At 73.2% G+C, this 18,009-nt stretch carries 19 protein-coding genes and 1 riboswitch; of the genes, 12 read left to right on the forward strand and 7 right to left on the reverse strand.

Going from position 1 to position 18,009, the window contains the following annotated elements:
- Positions 1 to 222: 222 nt before the first annotated feature.
- Positions 223 to 1,956: a M28 family peptidase gene (locus tag GA0070621_RS30300; protein WP_091191721.1), complete on the forward strand. Its 1,734-nt coding sequence runs from the start codon at positions 223 to 225 to the stop codon at positions 1,954 to 1,956.
- Positions 1,957 to 2,008: 52 nt separating this feature from the next.
- On the opposite strand, the gene GA0070621_RS04150 is transcribed toward GA0070621_RS30300, so the two are convergent.
- Both GA0070621_RS04150 and GA0070621_RS04155 read right to left on the reverse strand, forming a co-directional pair.
- Entirely contained in the window at positions 2,009 to 2,899 is an 891-nt protein-coding gene (locus GA0070621_RS04150) for a septum formation family protein (protein ID WP_091191723.1), read from the reverse strand.
- Positions 2,900 to 3,001: 102 nt separating this feature from the next.
- Positions 3,002 to 3,889 carry a septum formation family protein gene (locus GA0070621_RS04155; RefSeq protein ID WP_091191725.1) on the reverse strand — a complete coding sequence of 296 codons (888 nt, stop codon included), beginning with the start codon at positions 3,887 to 3,889 and terminating at the stop codon, positions 3,002 to 3,004.
- A gap of 252 nt (positions 3,890 to 4,141) precedes the next feature.
- Between GA0070621_RS04155 and rpe the strand changes: the two genes are divergently transcribed.
- The 7 genes from rpe (at position 4,142) to ribH (ending at position 10,347) form a co-directional block, all read left to right on the forward strand.
- Entirely contained in the window at positions 4,142 to 4,822 is a 681-nt protein-coding gene (gene rpe, locus GA0070621_RS04160) for a ribulose-phosphate 3-epimerase (protein ID WP_091191727.1), read from the forward strand.
- Positions 4,803 to 5,780 carry a GGDEF domain-containing response regulator gene (locus GA0070621_RS04165; protein ID WP_197673945.1) on the forward strand — a complete coding sequence of 326 codons (978 nt, stop codon included), beginning with the start codon at positions 4,803 to 4,805 and terminating at the stop codon, positions 5,778 to 5,780. The genes rpe and GA0070621_RS04165 overlap by 20 nt, the downstream gene beginning before the upstream one ends.
- An 82-nt stretch (positions 5,781 to 5,862) precedes the next feature.
- A riboswitch (FMN riboswitch) is annotated at positions 5,863 to 6,035 on the forward strand.
- A 169-nt stretch (positions 6,036 to 6,204) separates the two neighbouring features.
- A complete protein-coding gene (gene ribD / locus GA0070621_RS04170) occupies positions 6,205 to 7,266 on the forward strand; it encodes a bifunctional diaminohydroxyphosphoribosylaminopyrimidine deaminase/5-amino-6-(5-phosphoribosylamino)uracil reductase RibD (protein WP_091191730.1) in 1,062 nt (353 codons plus the stop codon).
- Positions 7,267 to 7,887, forward strand: a complete 621-nt coding sequence (locus GA0070621_RS04175; RefSeq protein WP_091191732.1) for a riboflavin synthase — start codon at positions 7,267 to 7,269, stop codon at positions 7,885 to 7,887.
- Positions 7,887 to 8,582, forward strand: coding sequence for a nicotinamide riboside transporter PnuC (pnuC, locus tag GA0070621_RS04180; RefSeq protein ID WP_091191733.1), 696 nt, complete (start codon positions 7,887 to 7,889; stop codon positions 8,580 to 8,582). The genes GA0070621_RS04175 and pnuC overlap by 1 nt, the downstream gene beginning before the upstream one ends.
- Positions 8,579 to 9,847: a bifunctional 3,4-dihydroxy-2-butanone-4-phosphate synthase/GTP cyclohydrolase II gene (locus tag GA0070621_RS04185; protein WP_091201981.1), complete on the forward strand. Its 1,269-nt coding sequence runs from the start codon at positions 8,579 to 8,581 to the stop codon at positions 9,845 to 9,847. The genes pnuC and GA0070621_RS04185 overlap by 4 nt, the downstream gene beginning before the upstream one ends.
- Positions 9,848 to 9,849: 2 nt before the next feature.
- Positions 9,850 to 10,347, forward strand: a complete 498-nt coding sequence (gene ribH / locus GA0070621_RS04190; RefSeq protein WP_091191735.1) for a 6,7-dimethyl-8-ribityllumazine synthase — start codon at positions 9,850 to 9,852, stop codon at positions 10,345 to 10,347.
- Positions 10,348 to 10,457: 110 nt separating this feature from the next.
- Here ribH and GA0070621_RS04195 read toward each other — a convergent pair whose 3' ends face one another.
- The 5 genes from GA0070621_RS04195 to GA0070621_RS04215 all read right to left on the reverse strand — a co-directional run bounded on the left by GA0070621_RS04195 (position 10,458) and on the right by GA0070621_RS04215 (position 14,985).
- On the reverse strand, positions 10,458 to 11,768 hold the full coding sequence (locus GA0070621_RS04195; RefSeq protein ID WP_091191738.1) for an MFS transporter: 1,311 nt from the start codon (positions 11,766 to 11,768) through the stop codon (positions 10,458 to 10,460).
- Positions 11,765 to 12,379: a winged helix-turn-helix domain-containing protein gene (locus tag GA0070621_RS04200; protein WP_091191740.1), complete on the reverse strand. Its 615-nt coding sequence runs from the start codon at positions 12,377 to 12,379 to the stop codon at positions 11,765 to 11,767. Before GA0070621_RS04200 ends, GA0070621_RS04195 begins: the two co-directional genes overlap by 4 nt.
- A 158-nt stretch (positions 12,380 to 12,537) precedes the next feature.
- On the reverse strand, positions 12,538 to 13,281 hold the full coding sequence (locus GA0070621_RS04205; RefSeq protein ID WP_091191741.1) for an amino acid ABC transporter ATP-binding protein: 744 nt from the start codon (positions 13,279 to 13,281) through the stop codon (positions 12,538 to 12,540).
- A 1-nt stretch (position 13,282) separates the two neighbouring features.
- Positions 13,283 to 14,128: an amino acid ABC transporter permease gene (locus GA0070621_RS04210; RefSeq protein ID WP_091191743.1), complete on the reverse strand. Its 846-nt coding sequence runs from the start codon at positions 14,126 to 14,128 to the stop codon at positions 13,283 to 13,285.
- The gene (locus tag GA0070621_RS04215; protein WP_091191745.1) at positions 14,125 to 14,985 is read right to left on the reverse strand and encodes an ABC transporter substrate-binding protein; all 861 of its coding nucleotides are present in this window, start codon (positions 14,983 to 14,985) and stop codon (positions 14,125 to 14,127) included. Before GA0070621_RS04215 ends, GA0070621_RS04210 begins: the two co-directional genes overlap by 4 nt.
- Positions 14,986 to 15,144: 159 nt before the next feature.
- Here GA0070621_RS04215 and GA0070621_RS04220 point away from each other — a divergent pair, with 159 nt between their 5' ends.
- The 4 genes from GA0070621_RS04220 (at position 15,145) to GA0070621_RS04235 (ending at position 17,809) form a co-directional block, all read left to right on the forward strand.
- The gene (locus GA0070621_RS04220; protein WP_036375234.1) at positions 15,145 to 15,408 is read left to right on the forward strand and encodes a phosphoribosyl-ATP diphosphatase; all 264 of its coding nucleotides are present in this window, start codon (positions 15,145 to 15,147) and stop codon (positions 15,406 to 15,408) included.
- A 49-nt stretch (positions 15,409 to 15,457) separates the two neighbouring features.
- Positions 15,458 to 16,303 (forward strand): ATP phosphoribosyltransferase, encoded by an 846-nt coding sequence (gene hisG / locus GA0070621_RS04225; protein WP_091191747.1) that lies wholly within the window; start codon positions 15,458 to 15,460, stop codon positions 16,301 to 16,303.
- Positions 16,291 to 17,262: a DMT family transporter gene (locus tag GA0070621_RS04230; protein ID WP_167666571.1), complete on the forward strand. Its 972-nt coding sequence runs from the start codon at positions 16,291 to 16,293 to the stop codon at positions 17,260 to 17,262. The genes hisG and GA0070621_RS04230 overlap by 13 nt, the downstream gene beginning before the upstream one ends.
- A gap of 76 nt (positions 17,263 to 17,338) precedes the next feature.
- Positions 17,339 to 17,809 (forward strand): PH domain-containing protein, encoded by a 471-nt coding sequence (locus tag GA0070621_RS04235; protein WP_167666572.1) that lies wholly within the window; start codon positions 17,339 to 17,341, stop codon positions 17,807 to 17,809.
- Positions 17,810 to 18,009 lie beyond the last annotated feature (200 nt).

Raw genomic sequence — 18,009 nt, forward strand, 5'->3', positions numbered from 1 at the left:
CCTGCCCCGGGTCGCGTCGTCCGGGCCCACCCGGTCCGCGGCCGGTACGACCGTTCCGCCGGCAGGCGCGAAAGGGGGCGAACGTCCACCGGTTGTGACAGGGCGTTGACTTCATTGATCGACGCATGTAACTGTTCCGATCGCGGTTTCGTCGACGCCGGAACACACCGGTTCGCGCCACCCCGCCCCCGCAACACCCGCCGACCCCCACGAGGAGTCCCCATGAGACGCCGCACCCCGACCGCGGGCCTCGCGCTCGCCCTGTTCGCCGCCGTGACGGCGGCCCTGGGCGGCACCCCTGCCTCCGCCGCCCCGGTGGCCGCCGCCCCCGCGTTGGCCCTGGCCGCACCGGACATCTCGGTGACCAACGTGCAGGCCCACCTGACCCAGCTCAACACCATCGCCACCAGCAACGGCGGCACCCGGCGGGCCGGCTCGGCCGGCTACACCGCCTCGGTGAGCTACGTGAAGTCCAAGCTCCAGGCCGCCGGCTACACCGTCACCGAGCAGACCTGCACCAACTGCACCTACCCGGCGAGCAACCTGATCGCCGAGTGGCCGCAGGGCCCCGCCGACCAGGTCGTCATGTTCGGCGCCCACCTGGACAGCGTCGCCGCCGGGCCGGGCATCAACGACAACGGCTCCGGCTCGGCCACCCTGCTGGAGAACGCCCTGGTGCTGGCGCAGCAGAACCCGACCATGACCCAGCGGGTCCGGTTCGCCTGGTGGAACGGCGAGGAGCAGGGCCTGCAGGGCTCGAAGTTCTACGTCAACTCGCTGAGCGCCACCCAGAAGGGCTACATCAAGGCGTACTACAACTTCGACATGGTCGCCTCGCCCAACGGCGGCTACTTCATCAACCGGGTCACCTCGACCACGGCCGCGCCGCTGAAGGCGTACTGGGACTCGTTCGGCATCCAGCCGGAGGAGAACACCGAGGGGCAGGGCCGCTCCGACGACTACTCGTTCGCCAACGCCGGCATCCCCACCTCCGGCTACGCGGCGGGCGCCAGCTACACGAAGACGTCCGCCCAGGCCAGCAAGTGGGGCGGCACCGCCGGGGCGGCGTACGACTCCTGCTACCACAAGGCCTGCGACACCACCAGCAACATCAACGCGACCATCCTCAACCGGGCCGCCGACGGTGTCGCGTACGCGATCTGGCAGCTCGCGGTCGGCGGCACCCCGACCAACGACTTCTCCGTCTCGGTGAGCCCGACCTCGGGCAGCGTGGTCCGGGGCGGCGCCGCCACCACCGCGACCGTCAGCACCGCCACCACCAGCGGCAGCGCCCAGACGGTCAGCCTCTCCGCCACCGGCGCGCCCAGCGGGGTGACCGTGTCGTTCAGCCCGTCCTCGGTCACCTCGGGCGGCTCGGCCACCATGACGGTCAGCGCCTCGTCGACGGCGGCCACCGGGACGTACACCATCACGGTCACCGGCACCGGGTCGACCACCCGCAGCGCCACCTACACCCTCACCGTGACCGGCACCGGCGGCTGCACAGGCGGGCAGCTCATCGGCAACAGCAGCTTCGAGTCCGGCACCACGCCGTGGACGGCGACCTCGGGCGTGATCACCAACGCCCAGGGCCAGGCGGCGCGGACCGGTTCGTACAAGGCGTGGCTGGACGGGTACGGCACCTCGCACACCGACACGCTGTCGCAGTCGGTGACCCTGCCGGCCGGGTGCGCCAGCTACACCCTGGCGTTCTGGCTGCACATCGACACCGCGGAGACCACCTCGACGACGGCGTACGACAAGCTGACCCTCCAGGTGGGCACGACCACGCTGGCGACGTACTCGAACCTGAACGCCGCCGCCGGCTACACGCAGCGCAGCTTCAACCTGGCCGCGTACGCCGGGCAGACGGTGACCCTGAAGTGGACCGGCGTGGAGGACGCGTCGTTGCAGACCAGCTTCGTCATCGACGACGTGACGCTCCAGGTGAGCTGACCGTCCGTGCGGGGTGGGGCCGACCGGCAACGGCGGTCCCACCCCGTCCCGGTCAGCGGACCGGCAGGCCCTTGTTGCCGGCGCCCTTGAGCGAGCGGGTCAGCGTCCGGTCCTCCACCCAGAGGAAGCACTGCACCCCGCGGTCGCCGTCCTTCCACTGGTCCTCGAGCGGGTGGTAGATGATCGTGCCGGCCCGGTACTGCAGGTCGTTGTTGTTCGGCACCTTGACGTACGTCGCGATCAGCCCCCGGCACGCCTTGTGCGCCCGCAGCGAGTTGCGCTGGAACTCGGCGTACGCGACGTCGGGGAACGGGTAGATCCCGACGAACTCGGCGTGGTGCTTGGCGGTGCAGGCGACCGGCCGCATCTCCTCGATGTCGTCCTTGCTGAGCTTCGGTTCGAAGCAGCCCAGCGCCAGCGGGGACCCCGGCGCCAGGGCGTCGCGCAGGCTGTCGCTGCGCGCGGTGATGCTGCCGTCGTCGAGGCTGGTCACCTCGGAGAGGTCGCAGCGGAACCAGCGGGCCCCGCCGCTCCAGGCCAGTGCCGACGGGAAGACGACCGAGAGCTGTAGCCGCCCCGAGCGCCAGTCCGCGCCGACGGCCTTGCTGACCTGGCGGTCACACTCGGCGCGCGCGGTCCGTATCCCGGTCGACCCGGCCCGCGGGGGAGCGCCCCGGCCGGCGTCCGCACCGGTCAGCGTGCCCACGTGCAGCGTCTCGGCGCGGTGCGACGTGCTGCAGTCGATCGGGCTGTAGCCGCTGAGGTATCCGACGTCCTGGATCGTGGCGTGACAGACCCCGGCCTCCGGCACGAACCCCTCGACGGCCGGGAACGCGGGCCAGTCGTCGGTCAGGTCGCGGTCCACCCCGGCCGGGACGCCGCACCCGGCCAGCGCCAGCACCGCCGTCGCGCCCACGGCGACCGCCGTCCACCATCGCCGCATCGCGCACCGACCTCCCCGTCGACCGTGGTGGCGCCCCGCCGGGTACGCAGGAAGGGACCCTTCCTCGCACCGCCCACGGCGGTGCAGCATACGGCACCGGGCTCAGGTGACGGGGAGTCCCTCGGGGCCGACGCCGCGCATCGAGCGGGTCAGCTTCCGGTCGTCGCTCCACAGGAAGCAGCGCACCCCCCGGTCGCCTTCCTCCCACTCGCGCCGCGACGGCGGGTAGAAGATGGAGCCGACCCGGTACTGCAGGTCGCTGTTGTACGGCACGTCGGCGAACCCGGCGATGAGCGACATGCAGCGGCGGTGCACCCGGCTCGTGGAGCGGTTGAACTCCGTCCAGCTCATGTCGCGTTCGGCGTAGACGCCGACGAACTCGGCGCGGTGCGGCTCGGTGCAGAGCACCGGGGCCATGTAGTTGAGGTTGTCGCCGATCAGCTTCGGGTCGAAGCAGCGGTGCACGAGCGGGTTGTCGCCGACCATCGCCCCGCGCAGGCTGCCCACCCGGTTCACCGGGCGGGTGTTGTCGATGCTGTCGGTCTCGGCGAGGTCGCAGCGGTACCAGCGCGCCCCGCCCTGCCAGGCGGCCACCGAGGGCAGCGCGACGGTCAGGGTGAGCCGTGCGGCGTGCCAGTCCCCGCCGATGGTCTCCCGAACCCGCTGATCGCACTCGGCGCGGGCGGGCCGCAGGCCCGCGGAGCCCGGCTCCGGGCGGGCGCCGGACGCCACCGACCCGGTGAAGGCGCCGACGTGCACCGCCTCGGCGAGGTGGCTCCGCGCGCAGTCCACCGTCTCGTACGTGCCGGCCTGCACCACGGCGGTGAGCCGGGGCAGACAGGTGTCCGTGGCGGGGATGAACGGCCGGGGCGCCGGCAGCGCGGACCAGCCGTCGGTCAGGTCACCGTCGACCCCGTGTGGCTGGACGCAGCCACCGAGGACCGTCGCCGCCGTGCCGGCCAGCGCCAGCGCGAGGAGCCACCGTCGCATCGTCCGCCCTTTCCGGGAGGTGGCAGGCGCCGCGGCGGTCTGGGTACCCGCCACCGGGCGTGCCGCCAACGTGACCGTCCCTGTTGGAGTTTGGCGGTCTTTCGGTCGTTCGGCCAGTAGCTGATGGCTTTTCGTGCCGGATCAACCGACCGGACGGGCCAATCGGGCACCCGGGGTCACTGCTGGATCACAGCGGGTTCCCGTCGGTGCCGCGCTGCGGACAGCGACTGGCCGCGTTCGTACACTGGCCCGGTGACCGTACCGCCGCCGATCGTCGCGCCGAGCATCCTGGCCGCCGATTTCGCCCGCCTCGCCGACGAGGTCCGTGCCGTCGAACACGCCGCCGACTGGTTGCACGTCGACGTCATGGACAACCACTTCGTGCCGAACCTGACCATCGGGCTGCCGGTGGTGCAGAGCCTGCGCGCGGCGACCGAGCTGCCGTTCGACGTGCACCTCATGATCGAGGACCCACGCCGCTGGGCCCCCGGTTACGCCGACGCCGGCGCGTACAACGTCACCTTCCACGCCGAGGCGTGCGACGACCCGGTGGCGCTCGCCAAGGACCTCCGCTCGGCCGGGGCGAAGGCGGGGCTGGCGATCGACCGGGACACCCCGATCGAGCCGTACCTGGAGCTGCTGCCCAGCTTCGACACGCTGCTGATCATGACGATCAAGGCCGGCTTCGGCGGGCAGCGGTTCATCCCGCAGTTGCTGGACAAGGTGCGCACGGCCCGACAGCACGTGGACAGCGGCCATCTGGAGCTGCGGATCGAGGTCGACGGCGGGATCGCCGCCGACACCATCGAGCAGGCCGCCGCCGCGGGCGCGGACGCCTTCGTCGCCGGCACCGCCGTCTACGGCGCCGACGATCCCGCCGAGGCGGTACGCCGCCTGCGGGGCCTGGCGGAACGTGCGGCCCTTGGCGGCTGACGTGGAACCGTCCGGCGAGCGACCCGACGTCGTCCTGGTCGTCGACGACGACGAGGACATCGCGCGGTTCGTCGAGTTCAACCTGCGCCTGCACGGCTTCGACGTGCTGCACGCCGCCGACGGCCAGGAGGCGCTCGAGGTGATCGAGCGGCACCGGCCGGACCTGGCGGTGGTCGACCTGATGATGCCGCGCATCGACGGCCTGGAGCTGACCCGGCGGCTGCGCGCCGACCCGATGACCTCGGCGCTGCCGGTGATCATGCTGACCGCCAAGGGCATGACCGTCGACAAGGTCAACGGCCTCAGCGCCGGCGCCGACGACTACCTGGTGAAGCCCTTCGACACCGCCGAACTGGTCGCCCGGGTCAGCTCCACGCTGCGCCGCAACAAGGAGTTCCGCGAGGTCTCCCCCCTGACCGGGTTGCCCGGCAACAGCCGGATCCGGCGGGAGATCAGCGACCGGGTACGCGGCGGCGTCGACTACGCCGTCGGATACATCGACATCGACCGGTTCAAGAGCGTCAACGACCGGTACGGCTTCGTCCGGGGCGACGAGTTCATCTCCGCCCTGGCCCGCAGCCTGCACCGCGCGGTGGTGTCGATCGGCCTGCCACCGGCGTTCCTCGGCCACGTCGGCGGCGACGACTTCGTCATCGTCTGCGCCCCCAACCAGGTCCGGCTGCTGACCAGCAAGGCGGTGGTCGACTTCGAGAAGGCCGCCGACGCCCTCTACGACCCCACCGACCGGGAGCGCGGCTTCGTCGAGCTGAAGGACCGGCGGGGCAACATCAGGCGGGCCGCCCTGGTCACCCTCTCGATCGGGGTCTCCCTCTCCGACGCCGGCAAGCGCTTCACCAGCCCGCTGGAGGCGATCGCCGTCGCCTCCGAGATGAAGACGGTCGCCAAGAGCCAACCCGGGTCGTACGTCGCGGTCGACCGCCGGCGCGGGGTCACCTGAACCGGGCACTCCGCGCTGTGAGGTAGCTCGCCTCTCTGGCGCGGCGCCCCATCCAGCGTGTAAGACTTTCGGTATACCCACCACGCGCTGGCGGGGCTCGGTGAAATTCCGAACCGGCGGTGATCCACGGCCCGACCGTGGTAAGCCCGCGACCCGGACGGCTTCGGCCGGAAGGTGGACCTGGTGAGAATCCGGGGCCGACGGTTGGGGTGCGGCTCGTCCGCCCCCAGACAGTCCGGATGGGAGACAGCGCGCGGGACGGGGAGGCCCCTGCCGGCCGCTGGCATCGTCAGCCGTCGCCTGGGTTTCCCGGGGTCGGCGTCGCCGTCCCCGGGTCTCCGCCGCCGCGTGTCCGCGGCATCCGTGCCGCAACCTCCCAGCCCCCGCCCGCGCCGACCGGCGAGCGAGAGGGCAGGGACAGGCGATGGCGAGCGTCTCCGTCGACGAGGCGATGCGCCGTGCGATCACCCTGGCCGCCCGCGGCCTCGGCACCACCAGCCCCAACCCGGTGGTCGGCTGCGTGCTGCTCGACGCGGCCGGCGAGATCGTCGGCGAGGGGTTCCACGCGTACGCGGGCGGTCCGCACGCCGAGATCGTCGCCCTCGCCCAGGCCGGCAAGCGGGCCCAGGGCGGCACCGCCGTGGTCACCCTGGAACCCTGCGACCACACCGGCCGCACCGGCCCGTGCAGCCACGCGCTCATCGCGGCCGGGGTCACCCGGGTGGTGGTCGCCGTCGGAGACCCCAACCCGGTCGCCTCCGGCGGCGCGGCCACCCTGCGCGCCGCCGGGGTCGAGGTCGAGATGGGGGTACGCGCCGAGGAGGCCGAGGCCGGCAACGTCGCCTGGCTCACCTCGATGCGCCGTGGCTGGCCGTACGTGATCTGGAAGTACGCCGCCACCCTCGACGGGCGCTCCGCCGCGGCCGACGGCACCAGCATGTGGATCACCTCCGAGGCGGCCCGGATCGACGTGCACGCCCTGCGCGGCACCGTCGACGCGGTGATCGCCGGGGTGGGCACCGTGCTCGCCGACGACCCCCGGCTGACCGCCCGCAACCTGCGCGACGGCACCCTCGCCATCCGGCAGCCGCTGCGCGTGGTGGTGGACAGCTCGGGGCGTACCCCGGCCGACGCCCGGGTCCGCGACGGCGCCGCCCGGACCTGGATCGCCACCGCCGCCGAGGTCGGCGCCGGCCCGGACGGCCGGGTCGACCTGCCGGCGCTGCTCGCGGAGCTGCACCACCGCGGCGTCCGCGCCGCCCTGCTGGAGGGCGGCCCCCGGCTGGCCGGCGCGTTCCTCGCCGCCGGCCTGGTCGACAGGGTCGTCGGGTACGTCGCGCCGAAGCTGCTCGGCGCCGGCCCGACCGCGCTGCTCGACGCCGGCGTGACCACCATCGCCGACGTCATCGACCTGGAGATCACTGATGTCACGCAGGTCGGTCCCGACCTGCGGATCACCGCGCTGCCCCGGAAGAGGGAGGCCTGAATGTTCACCGGCATCGTCGAGGAACTGGGCGAGGTCGTCCGGACCACCGAGACCGGGGGCGATTCGGCGCTGGTCGCCGTCCGCGGCCCGCTGGTCACCTCCGACGCCCGGCACGGCGACTCCATCGCCGTCAACGGGGTCTGTCTGACCGTGGTCGACGTCGACGGCGGCGTGTTCACCGCCGACGTGATGGGGGAGACCCTGCGCCGTACCGCGCTCGGCGCGCTGCGCCCGGGCGACCCGGTCAACCTGGAACGGGCCGCCGCGCTGAACAGCCGGCTCGGCGGGCACCTCGTCCAGGGGCACGTCGACGGGGTCGGCGAGATCGTCTCCCGGGAGCCGGCCGCGCAGTGGGAGACGGTCCGTTTCCGGCTGCCCGCCGCGCTCTCCCGGTACGTGGTGGAGAAGGGCTCGATCACCGTCGACGGCGTGTCGCTGACCGTCGCCGAGGTCGGTGACGACTGGTTCGCTGTCGGGCTGATCCCCACCACCCTCAAGCTCACCACCCTCGGCGCCAAGGGCGTCGGCGACCCGGTCAACCTCGAGGTCGACGTGCTGGCCAAGTACGTCGAGCGGCTGCTCGGCGACCGCCTCGCCGACGGTCCGGCGGGTGCCCGCTGATGGGCCCGCTCGGCTGGCTGCTCGACGCCCAGCTCCAGGTCGCCGGGTCGCCGGTGCTGGTCCGGGAGATCGTCGGCAACGTCTTCGGCCTCGCCTCCGCGCTGTTCGGGCTGCGCCGGCTGGTCTGGGCCTGGCCGATCGGCATGATCGGCAACGCGCTGCTGTTCACCGTGTTCCTCGGCGGCGCCTTCGCCACCCCGCAGGCGCACGACCTCTACGGCCAGGCCGGCCGGCAGGTCTTCTTCTTCGCGGTCAGCGTGTACGGCTGGTGGCGCTGGTCGCGTAACCGGCGCGCCGGTGGCGCGGAGCAGCCGGCGGTCACCCCACGCTGGGCCACCGGCCGGGAGCGGCTCGGCCTGCTCGCCGCCGCGGCGGTCGGCACCGCGGCCGCGTATCCGGTGCTGGCCGCGCTCGGCTCGTGGGGGCCGTTGCCGGACGCCTGGATCCTGGTCGGCAGCCTGCTCGCCACGTACGGCATGGCCCGTGGCTGGGTGGAGTTCTGGCTGATCTGGATCGCGGTCGACGCGGTCGGCGTGCCGCTGCTGCTGCGCGGCGGGTTCTATCCGTCGGCCGCCATGTACCTGGTCTACGGCGGGTTCTGCGCGGCCGGACTGGCCGCCTGGTGGCGCACCTCGCGGGCCACGCCGCCGGCCCGCACCCCGATCCCGCCGACGTACTCGGAGGCCGTCGCATGACCACCACCTTTGGCAGCATCGAGGAGGCGGTGGCGGACATCGCCGCCGGCCGGCCCGTCGTCGTGGTCGACGACGAGGACCGGGAGAACGAGGGCGATCTGATCTTCGCGGCCGAGCTGGCCACCCCGGAGCTGGTCGCCTTCATGGTCCGCTACACGTCGGGCTACATCTGCGTGCCGCTCACCGAGAGCGAGTGCGACCGGCTGGACCTGCCCCCGATGCACCACACCAACCAGGACCGGCGGGGCACCGCGTACACGGTGACCGTGGACGCCCGGGAGGGGGTCAGCACCGGGATCTCGGCGGCCGACCGGTCGCACACCATCCGGCTGCTCGCCGACCCGTCGACCGGCCCGACCGACCTGGCCCGCCCCGGGCACGTGGTGCCGCTGCGCGCCCGTGGGGGCGGCGTGCTGCGCCGGCCGGGGCACACCGAGGCGGCCGTGGACCTGACCCGGCTGGCCGGGCTGCGCCCGGCCGGGGTGCTCTGCGAGCTGGTCAACGACGACGGCACCATGATGCGCCTGCCGGACCTGGAGAAGTTCTGCGCCGAGCACGGGCTGACCCTGGTCACCATCGCCGACCTGATCGCCTACCGGCGGCGTACCGAGAAGCAGGTGGAGCAGGTCGCCGAGGCACGGATGCCCACCCCGTACGGGGTGTTCCGGGCGCTCGGCTACCGCAGCGAGCACGATCCGGCCGAGCACGTCGCGCTGGTCATGGGCGACCTCGGTGACGGTGCGGACGTGCTGGTCCGGGTGCACTCCGAGTGCCTCACCGGCGATGTGTTCGGCTCGCTGCGCTGCGACTGCGGGCCGCAGTTGCAGGCCGCCCTGGCCCGGGTCGCCCAGGAGGGGCGCGGCGTGGTGCTCTATGTGCGCGGGCACGAGGGGCGCGGGATCGGGCTGCTGCACAAGCTCCAGGCGTACCAGCTTCAGGACCAGGGGCGGGACACCGTGGACGCGAACCTCGACCTGGGGCTGCCCGCCGACGCGCGGGACTACGGCACCGGCGCGCAGATCCTCTACGACCTCGGCGTCCGCTCGATGCGGCTACTGACCAACAACCCGGCCAAGCGGGCCGGCCTGGAGGGGTACGGCCTCACGGTGAGCGGCCGTGAGGGGCTGCCCGTCCGGTCGAACCCGGAGAACGTGCGTTACCTGCGGACCAAGCGGGACCGGATGGGCCACCTCCTGGAGGGGCTGGACGAGGTGACCGAGGCGCCGATGGGCCGCCCGGTCGCCGGCGACGAGATCGGAGCGTAGGCATGGCGGGTTTCGGGGAACCGGGCGTCGCCGCGGTGGACGCGGCCGGGCTGATCGTGGGCATCGTGGCCGCGCGGTGGCACGGCGACCTCACCGACCACATGGTCGAGCGGGCGGTGGCCGCCGCCGAGGCGTGCGGCGCGCGGTCCGTGGTGGCCCGGGTGGCCGGTTCGGTGGAGCTGCCCGTGGTGGCCCAGGCGATGGCCCGCCGGTACGACGTGGTGGTCGCCCTCGGCGTGGTGGTCCGGGGCGCCACGGCCCACTTCGACTACGTCTGCCAGTCGGTGACCGAGGGGCTGACCCGGGTCGCGCTGGACGAGGGCAAGCCGGTGGCGCACGGGGTGCTCACGGTGGACACCATCGAGCAGGCCCGGGACCGGGCCGGGCTGCCCGGCTCGGCGGAGGACAAGGGCTGGGCGGCCACGGTGGCGGCCCTGGACGCCGCCCTGGCGATCCGGACCCTCGACGCCCTCAACGGCCACCGGGTCGGCTTCGCCTGACCCGGGCCCTGGCGGGGTGGTCGGCCCGGGCCGGTTGATCGACTGCGGGTCGGCGAGGTGGCGGTGTCCGGTGGTCACGGATGCCGCCACCTCGCCGAGGTGCAGCCGCGCTACCCGGCGGCGGCCGGTGCCGGCTCGGCCGGCGCGGTGGCCGGTGCGGGAGCGGCCGGGGTGGTGAGGCGACGGCCGGTGAGCAGGTAGCCGGCCGCGACCAGCAGCAGCACCCCGATGGCCGCGTACAACAGGCGGTAGTCGACCAGGCCGACCAGCAGGGCGCCCGCCCCGATCGCCACCGCCTGCGGACCGCTGGCCAGCGCGTCCAGCGCGGCCGAGACCCGGCCGACCAGCTCCGGCGGGGTACGCCGCTGCATCAGCGTCATGGTGCCCACCATCGACATCGGCAGCCCGAGCCCGATCAGCATGATTCCGACGAAGGCGAGGACCAGGCCCGGGCGGACCATGGCGAGGGTCCCGGCGGCGAGGGCGGCCACGCCGAGCGCCAGGGTGCCCAGCTCGCCGAACCGGCGTACCAGGGCGGCCGAGCCGATTCCGCCGACCAGGCCGCCGATCCCCTGCACGGAGACCAGCACCCCCAGGAACGCGGGCTGCCGCCCGAGCCCCTGGTCCACGTACGCGAACCACAGCGTCTCCCCGAACCCCAGCCCGACGGTGGCGACCACGACCGCCACCAGCGCCCGGCGCAGCGCGGGCTCGGCCACCAGGTGCCGGAGCCCGGCGACCAGCGCACCGCGCCCGCCGGTGGTGGCTCCGGCAGCGGTCCCGCGCGGCGTCGCCGCCCCGGTCGGCGTGGTGCCCGGGTCTCCGCCGACCACCGCCCTGTCATCCTCCACAGGAGCCGGGGCCGTACGCAGGGTCAGGCCGATCGCGCCCGCCAGCAGGAAGCCGAGCGCGCAGGCACCGGCCAGTGCCGGTCCGCCGAGCAGGACGTAGAGGCCGGCGCCGAGCAGCGGGCCGGCCAGCCGCAGCCCCTGCTTGACGGTCTGGGACGCGCCGTTGGCGTCGGGCAGCAGGTGGGCGGGAACCAGCTCCTGCACGAGCGCGGTGACCGTCGCGCCGAGCGCGATGTAGGAGAGCCCGTAGCCGGCGGCGACCGCGTAGATGATCCAGAGCCGGCTGTCGTCGTGGACGGCCAGCAGCGGCAGCAGCAGCGCGGCGGTGACCGCGTTGAGCGCCACGAAGAGCGTCCGGCGGTGCGCCCGGTCGACCACCCAGCCGACCAGCGGGGCGAGCACCATCGGCGCGGTCAGCGCCACGAAGGTGGCACCGGCCAGCCCGTCGGAGCCGGTCAGCTCCTTGACCCACACCGCCAGAGCCAGCAGCAGGACCGACTCGGCGATCATGCTCACGGTCAACGCGAGGAAGAACCGCCGGAAGTCCGGCCGGCGCAGCAGCTGTCTCATCGGGCCTCGTCTCCTTCCGCGTCGGCGTCGTCGACGACCGGTCCGTCGACCTCGGGCACGGCCCAGGCCATCAGCCGTACCGGCCGCGATCCGGCTGGGCGGGCCGCCGGGTCGGCGAGTCGGTCCACATAGCGCCCGAACAGCGCTCGGATCTCCTCTTGCAGTTCGGCGAGTTCCTCCGCCGTGCACCAGCCGAGGAACTGGTTGAAGGAACCGGCGTCCCGCCAGACGGCGGGCTGCTGGCGGCGGGCCGCCATCCAGTCCCAGAGCTTGCGGTATTCCAGGTCGAGCAGGACGCGGGCGGCGGCGTCGCCGGCCCGGGCCAGCTCGGGGTTCTCCTCGCCGGCACCCCACCGGTGCCCGTCGGTGACCAGCCGCCAGGGCCGCTGTCGGCCGGTGCCGCCGCCGGCCTCGGTGACGAAGCCGTACCGGGCGAGCTGCCGCAGGTGCCAGGAGCAGTTGGCCGGGCTCTCGCCGACCCGTTCGGCCACCTCGGTGGCGGTCAGCGGGCCGTGCAGGCCGACCGCGTTGAGGATGCGCAGCCGCAACGGGTGCGTGAGGGCGCGGAGGGTGTCGACGTCGGTGATCTCGCGGGGCTGCTGATCGGGCATGTGTCGAAGGATAGCCTTCAAAAGGGCGCTTTCGAAAGGCCCCTTTCTATGATGCTTTCACGCGACGAGCGCTGCCGACATCGGATCGCCCCCGCGCCGGTTGCGGAAGGCGGGGGCGATCCGATGGTGATATCAGGTCCGAAGGGGGTGCCCCGTGGTCAGAGCCGGCCGGCCTCGATGATCCGGCTGAGGAACTGCCGGGTACGCGGCTGGGTCGGCTCGCCGAGCACCTGCGCCGGTGGCCCGGCCTCCACCACCCGGCCCCCGTCGAGGAAACAGACCTGGTCGGCTACCTCGCGGGCGAACCCCATCTCATGGGTGGCCAGCACCATGGTCATCCCGTCGGCCTTCAGCTCGCGGATCAACGTCAGCACCTCGCCCACCAGTTCCGGGTCCAGGGCCGAGGTGACCTCGTCGAGCAGGATCAGCCGGGGGGAGTTGGCCAGCGCCCGGACGATGGCCACCCGCTGCTGCTGCCCGCCGGAGAGCCGGTCCGGGTACGCGTCCGCCTTCTCGCCCAACCCCACCCGGGCGAGCAACTCCCGAGCCTGGGCCTCGGCCTCCGCGCGGGCCCGGCGGTGCACCCGGCGCGGGGCCAGGGTGATGTTCTGCAGCACGGTCAGGTGCGGGAAGAGGTTGTACGACTGGAAGACCATGCCGATCCGGCGGCGGACCAGGTCGGGGTCGACCCGGGGGTCGGAGATGTCCTCCCCGTCCAGCTCGATGGTGCCGTCGTCCAGCTCCTCCAGCAGGTTGACGCAGCGCAGCAGGGTCGACTTGCCCGAGCCGGAGGCGCCGATCAGCGCCACCACCTGATGCTCGGCGACGGTCAGGTCGAGCCCGTCGAGCACCACGTGGCCGCCGAACTCCTTGCGCAGCCCTCGGCAGGTCAGCACGGGCATCTCAACCTCCGGACTGGCGTCGGGCCGCGCGCAGCGTCACCCAGTCGGTGACCGCGATCAGCGGGATGGCGAGCAGCACGAACAACACCCCGGCCACGATGTACGGGGTGTAGTTGAAGTGTTGCGCGGTGGCGATCTGGGCGGCGCGGACCGCGTCGATCGGCCCGGCCAGGGAGACCAGGCCGACGTCCTTCTGCAAGGCCACTACGTCGTTGAGCAGCGGCGGGGCCACCCGGCGGACGGCCTGTGGCAGCACCACGTGCCGCATGGTCTGCCGGTAGGTCAGCCCGAGCGACCGGGCCGCGGCGAGCTGGCTCGGGTGCACCGACTCGATGCCGGCCCGGAAGACCTCGGCCAGGTACCCGCTGTAGGTGAGCACCAGCGCGAGGCCGCCGAGCACCAGCACCGACGGCATCCCCTGCAGGCGCAACCCGGGCACGCCCAGCGTCAGCACGTAGATCACGATGATCAACGGCAGGCCACGGAAGGTGTACGTGTAGCTGGTGGCGAGCGCCCGTACCGGGAAGAAGACCGGGCCGCGCAGTGTGCGCAGGAGCGCGATGAGCAGCCCGAGCAGCAGCGAGCCGGCGGCGCAGCAGAGCAGCAGCCACAGGTTGAGCCGGAGCCCGTCGAGCACCTCCGGCAGGGCGTCCCGGGCGATCTCCGGGTTCAGGAACGACCTGCGGACCCGGTCCCAGCCGGGTGCGCCGGTGACGGCGATGACCAGCAGCGTGCCGAGCGCCGCCGTGGAGGTGGCGGCGACCAGCACGCTGCGTACGGTCTGCCGGCGCCGGTACGCCGTCCGCCGCTGTTGGGCGGCCGAGGGGGTGTGGACCGGCAGGCTCACGTGAGCTCGGGCGCTCCGGCCGCCTGGGCGAGCCACTTCTGCTGCAACTCCTTGAGGGTGCCGGCCTTGTCGAGCTGGCCGACCGCCGCGTTGAGGCAGGGGGTGAGCGGGGAGTCCTTGTCCAGCAGCAGCCCGAACGCCTCGGGCGCGCCGACCTGCGGCACCTGGCCGACGATGGTGGCGTCGGTGAGTTCCGCGCCGGTCATGTAGAAGGCGGTCGGCAGGTCCACCACGAGGCCGTCGAGTTGACCGTTCTGCAGCGCCTTCTTGGCGTCGTCGTTGTTGTTGAAGACCTGCGGCTTCCGGGTCGGCTTGATCACGTCAGTGATCGCCTGGTAGCTGGTGGTGCCGACCTGGGCGCCGAGGGTGGCGTCCTTCAGGTCGGCCAGTGACTTCTTCCCGGCGATCTTGGAGGACTTGAGCGTGATCACGGTCTGCCGCACCAGGTAGTAGGGGGCGGAGAAGTCGACCGCCTGCTTGCGCTCCTCGCTGATGGAGAACTGATTGATGTCGAAGTCGAAGCTCTTCGGGCCGGGGGCGATGGCGGAGTCGAACTTCACCCGGGTCCAGGTGACGTCCTCGCGGGCGTACCCGAGCTTCTCGGCCACCGCGTACGCGACGGCGGCCTCGTAGCCCTCGCCGTTGTCCGGCTTGTTGTCGCGGAACCACGGCTCGTAGGCCGGCTCGTCGGTGGCGACGGTGAGCTTGCCGGGGGTCCGCGTCGGCATGGTGTCCTTCGTGCAGGACGCGGCGGTGGTGGGCGTCGGGGTGGGATCGTCCTGCGGGGCGCAGGCGGCGACCGCGACGAGGACGGTGCCGGCCGCGCCGAGCGCGAGGATGCGGGGGGTTTTCGCCATGGCCGACAGCGTAGAGCCATGGTCGGCCGGGGCCGAGACTTGTCCCACCGTCGCGGTAGGGAATTGGATCACGTTCGGTCTGGCGTGCCGTCCCGACCACCGGGCCGGGCCGGACCCGCCGCGCGCGGCACCGCCGGCGAACTGGAAGAATCGCCTCCCGTGAAGACGTTCGAGGAGCTGTTCGCCGAGCTGCAGGCCAAGGCCGCCGCCGGCACCCCGGGCTCGGGCACGGTCGCCGCGCTGGAGAAGGGGGTGCACTTCATCGGCAAGAAGGTCGTCGAGGAGGCGGCCGAGTCGTGGATGGCCGCCGAGCACGAGGGCCCCGAGCGGGCCGCCGAGGAGATCTCCCAGCTGCTCTACCAGGCCCAGGTGCTGATGCTCGCCACCGGTCTCGAACTCAAGGACGTCTACCGACATCTGTGAGTGTTCCCGTCCGCTGATCATCCCGATCGACCGAAGGAGCACTCCACCCATGCTGCGTGTCGCCGTACCCAACAAGGGCGCACTGGCCGAGTCGGCCGCCCAGATGTTGCGCGAGGCGGGCTACCGCCAACGCACCGACCCGAAGGATCTGGTCTGCCGGGACGAGTCCAACGACCTCGAATTCTTCTACCTCCGCCCCAAGGACATCGCCACCTACGTCGGCTCCGGTGACCTCGACGTCGGCATCACCGGCCGCGACCTGCTGGTCGACTCCGGTGCGCCGGCCGAGGAGGTCGTCGACCTGAACTTCGGCCGGGCGACGTTCCGGTTCGCGGCCCGCCCCGAGGACGTGGACTCCGTCCAGCAACTCGGCGGGCACCGGATCGCCACCGCGTACCCGGGCCTGGTCGAGCGGCACCTGGCGGAGCTGGGCGTCAAGGCCGAGGTGATCCGCCTGGACGGCGCGGTGGAGAACGCCATCCGGCTCGGCGTGGCCGACGTGGTGGCCGACGTGGTGGAGACCGGCGCCACCCTGCGCCAGGCCGGTCTGGTGGTGTTCGGGGAGCCGCTGCTGCGTTCCTCGGCCGTGCTGGTCCGCCGGGCCGGTGCCCCGGGCTGCGCACAGGCGGACCAGTTGCTGCGCCGGCTGCACGGCGTGCTGGTCGCCCGGCGCTACGTGATGCTGGCCTACGACGTGCCGGCCGGGCTGCTCGACCGGGCCAGCTCGCTGACCCCCGGCATCGAGTCGCCGACCGTCTCCCCGCTGCACCGCGAGGGCTGGGTCGCCGTGCAGGCGATGGTCCTGAGCGACGACGTGCACCGGATCATGGACGAGCTGTACGAGCTGGGCGCCCGGGCGATCCTGGTCACCAACATCCACGCGTGCCGGCTGTGAGGCCGCTGCCGGCCCCGGCCGCCCTGTCGCTGGTCGTCCTCGGCGGGGTGGCCTCGGCCGCGCAGGGAGTCGTCAACTCCGAGTTGGGGCAGCGGGCCGGCGACCCGGTGCTCGGCGCGGTGGTCAACAACCTCGGCGGCTGCCTCCTCGTCCTGGTCGGGCTGGTCGCGCTCCCCTCGATGCGGGCCGGGCTGGCCACGCTGCGCCGCGCCGGCCTGCCCTGGTGGTCGTATCTGGGCGGGCTCGGCGGTGCCGCGATCGTGGTGATCGGCACGTACGTCGTGCCGGTGCTCGGGGTGGCGGTGTTCACCATCGCCCAGGTGACCGGTGGCAGCCTGGGCGGGCTGGCCGTGGACCGGGCGGGCCTGTCCCCGGCCGGGCGGCTGTCGCTCACCGCGCCGCGCGTCGCCGGAGGGCTGCTCGGCATCGCCGCGGTGGCCCTCGCCCAGCTCGGCCGTCCGGTCGGTGATTTGGCGGTGGGGCTGGTCCTGCTCGCGGTCGCCGGTGGGTTGGCGGTGGCCCTGCAGGCCGCGCTGAACGGCCGGGTCTCCGCCGCCGGGACCACGTCGGCCGGTATCGCGGTCAACTTCGCCGTCAGCACCCCGCCCATCTTCGCGGTGGCCGCGCTGGTCGGGGCGTTCGCCGTCGGGCCGCGCTGGCCGGGGCAGTGGTGGCTGTACGTCGGCGGCGTGCTCGGGGTCGGCATCGTGCTCGCCCTGCTGGTCGGCGTCCGCGCCGCCGGGGTGCTGCGGACCGGTCTGGCGCTGGTCGCCGGGCAGCTCGGCGGCGCCCTGGTGCTGGACCTGGCGCTGCCCGGGGGCGCCGGGGCGCGCTGGCCGGTGCTGGCCGGCGCCGGGCTCACCGCGGTGGCGGTGCTGGTGGCCGGCGTACCGAGGCGGGCGCCCGTCCGTGTGGCGGCGGAACCCGCGCCCGAGCCGGGTGGCAGACTGGTCGCGTGAGCGAGCGGAGCGAGCGAACCATCAGGCTCGGTAGCGTGGCGCCTCACGCCGCCGCGGCGCGAGGCGAGGCGGCGGCGTGAGCGATTCAGTGGTGACCGTGCGGCCCCGGCGGATCCGGCTGGTCTGCTGGGTGTCGGCCGCCACCCTGCTGGTGGTGTTCAGCCTGGTGGCCACGTCGCTGACCGGCGGCACCGGCAACGGCTACGGCACGTTCCAGCGGGGCGACCAGCTCGCCATGATCGGTCTGGGCGTCTTCGGCGCCCTGGGCATCCTGCTCTTCACCCGCCCCCGGGTGGTGGCAGACGCCAGGGGCGTCCGGGTCCGCAACGTGATCGGCTCGCACGAGCTGCCCTGGGAGGTCATCCGCGGGGTCCGGTTCGACCGCGGCGCACCGTGGGCCAGCCTGGAGCTGTACGACGACGACCTGCTGCCGATGGTCGCCCTCCAGGCCGCCGACAAGGAGCGCGCGGTCGAGGGGGTGCGCGCGCTGCGCCGCCTGCACCAGGCCCACCTGGCCGCCCTGGCCGGCGACCCCACCCCCCACTGACCCGCCCAGCCGCCGGCCCGGTTTGAGGGACTGTGGGGCGACGGTGTAGTGTTGCCAGGTCGACCAGACTGCCCCCGTCCCTGACGTGTGGGTGGTCCTGAAGCGGAGCGCCTGCTCCCACCCGAGTCGCCGCGAAGGTGGCCGGGTCCGGTCCCCGGTTCCGGGCATTTCCCGGTCCCGGATGCGCGATCATGTGATCG

Source organism: Micromonospora narathiwatensis (assembly GCF_900089605.1).
Lineage (GTDB): Bacteria > Actinomycetota > Actinomycetes > Mycobacteriales > Micromonosporaceae > Micromonospora > Micromonospora narathiwatensis.

What these genes read in the sequence shown, in the direction of transcription:
- GA0070621_RS30300 (WP_091191721.1), top strand. Translation starts at nt 223, where the DNA reads ATGAGACGCCGCACCCCGACCGCGGGCCTCGCGCTCGCCCTGTTCGCC.
- GA0070621_RS04150 (WP_091191723.1), bottom strand. Translation starts at nt 2,899, where the DNA reads ATGCGGCGATGGTGGACGGCGGTCGCCGTGGGCGCGACGGCGGTGCTG.
- GA0070621_RS04155 (WP_091191725.1), bottom strand. Translation starts at nt 3,889, where the DNA reads ATGCGACGGTGGCTCCTCGCGCTGGCGCTGGCCGGCACGGCGGCGACG.
- ribD (WP_091191730.1), top strand. Translation starts at nt 6,205, where the DNA reads ATGGCGAGCGTCTCCGTCGACGAGGCGATGCGCCGTGCGATCACCCTG.
- GA0070621_RS04175 (WP_091191732.1), top strand. Translation starts at nt 7,267, where the DNA reads ATGTTCACCGGCATCGTCGAGGAACTGGGCGAGGTCGTCCGGACCACC.
- pnuC (WP_091191733.1), top strand. Translation starts at nt 7,887, where the DNA reads ATGGGCCCGCTCGGCTGGCTGCTCGACGCCCAGCTCCAGGTCGCCGGG.
- GA0070621_RS04185 (WP_091201981.1), top strand. Translation starts at nt 8,579, where the DNA reads ATGACCACCACCTTTGGCAGCATCGAGGAGGCGGTGGCGGACATCGCC.
- ribH (WP_091191735.1), top strand. Translation starts at nt 9,850, where the DNA reads ATGGCGGGTTTCGGGGAACCGGGCGTCGCCGCGGTGGACGCGGCCGGG.
- GA0070621_RS04195 (WP_091191738.1), bottom strand. Translation starts at nt 11,768, where the DNA reads ATGAGACAGCTGCTGCGCCGGCCGGACTTCCGGCGGTTCTTCCTCGCG.
- GA0070621_RS04200 (WP_091191740.1), bottom strand. Translation starts at nt 12,379, where the DNA reads ATGCCCGATCAGCAGCCCCGCGAGATCACCGACGTCGACACCCTCCGC.
- GA0070621_RS04205 (WP_091191741.1), bottom strand. Translation starts at nt 13,281, where the DNA reads ATGCCCGTGCTGACCTGCCGAGGGCTGCGCAAGGAGTTCGGCGGCCAC.
- GA0070621_RS04215 (WP_091191745.1), bottom strand. Translation starts at nt 14,985, where the DNA reads ATGGCGAAAACCCCCCGCATCCTCGCGCTCGGCGCGGCCGGCACCGTC.
- hisG (WP_091191747.1), top strand. Translation starts at nt 15,458, where the DNA reads ATGCTGCGTGTCGCCGTACCCAACAAGGGCGCACTGGCCGAGTCGGCC.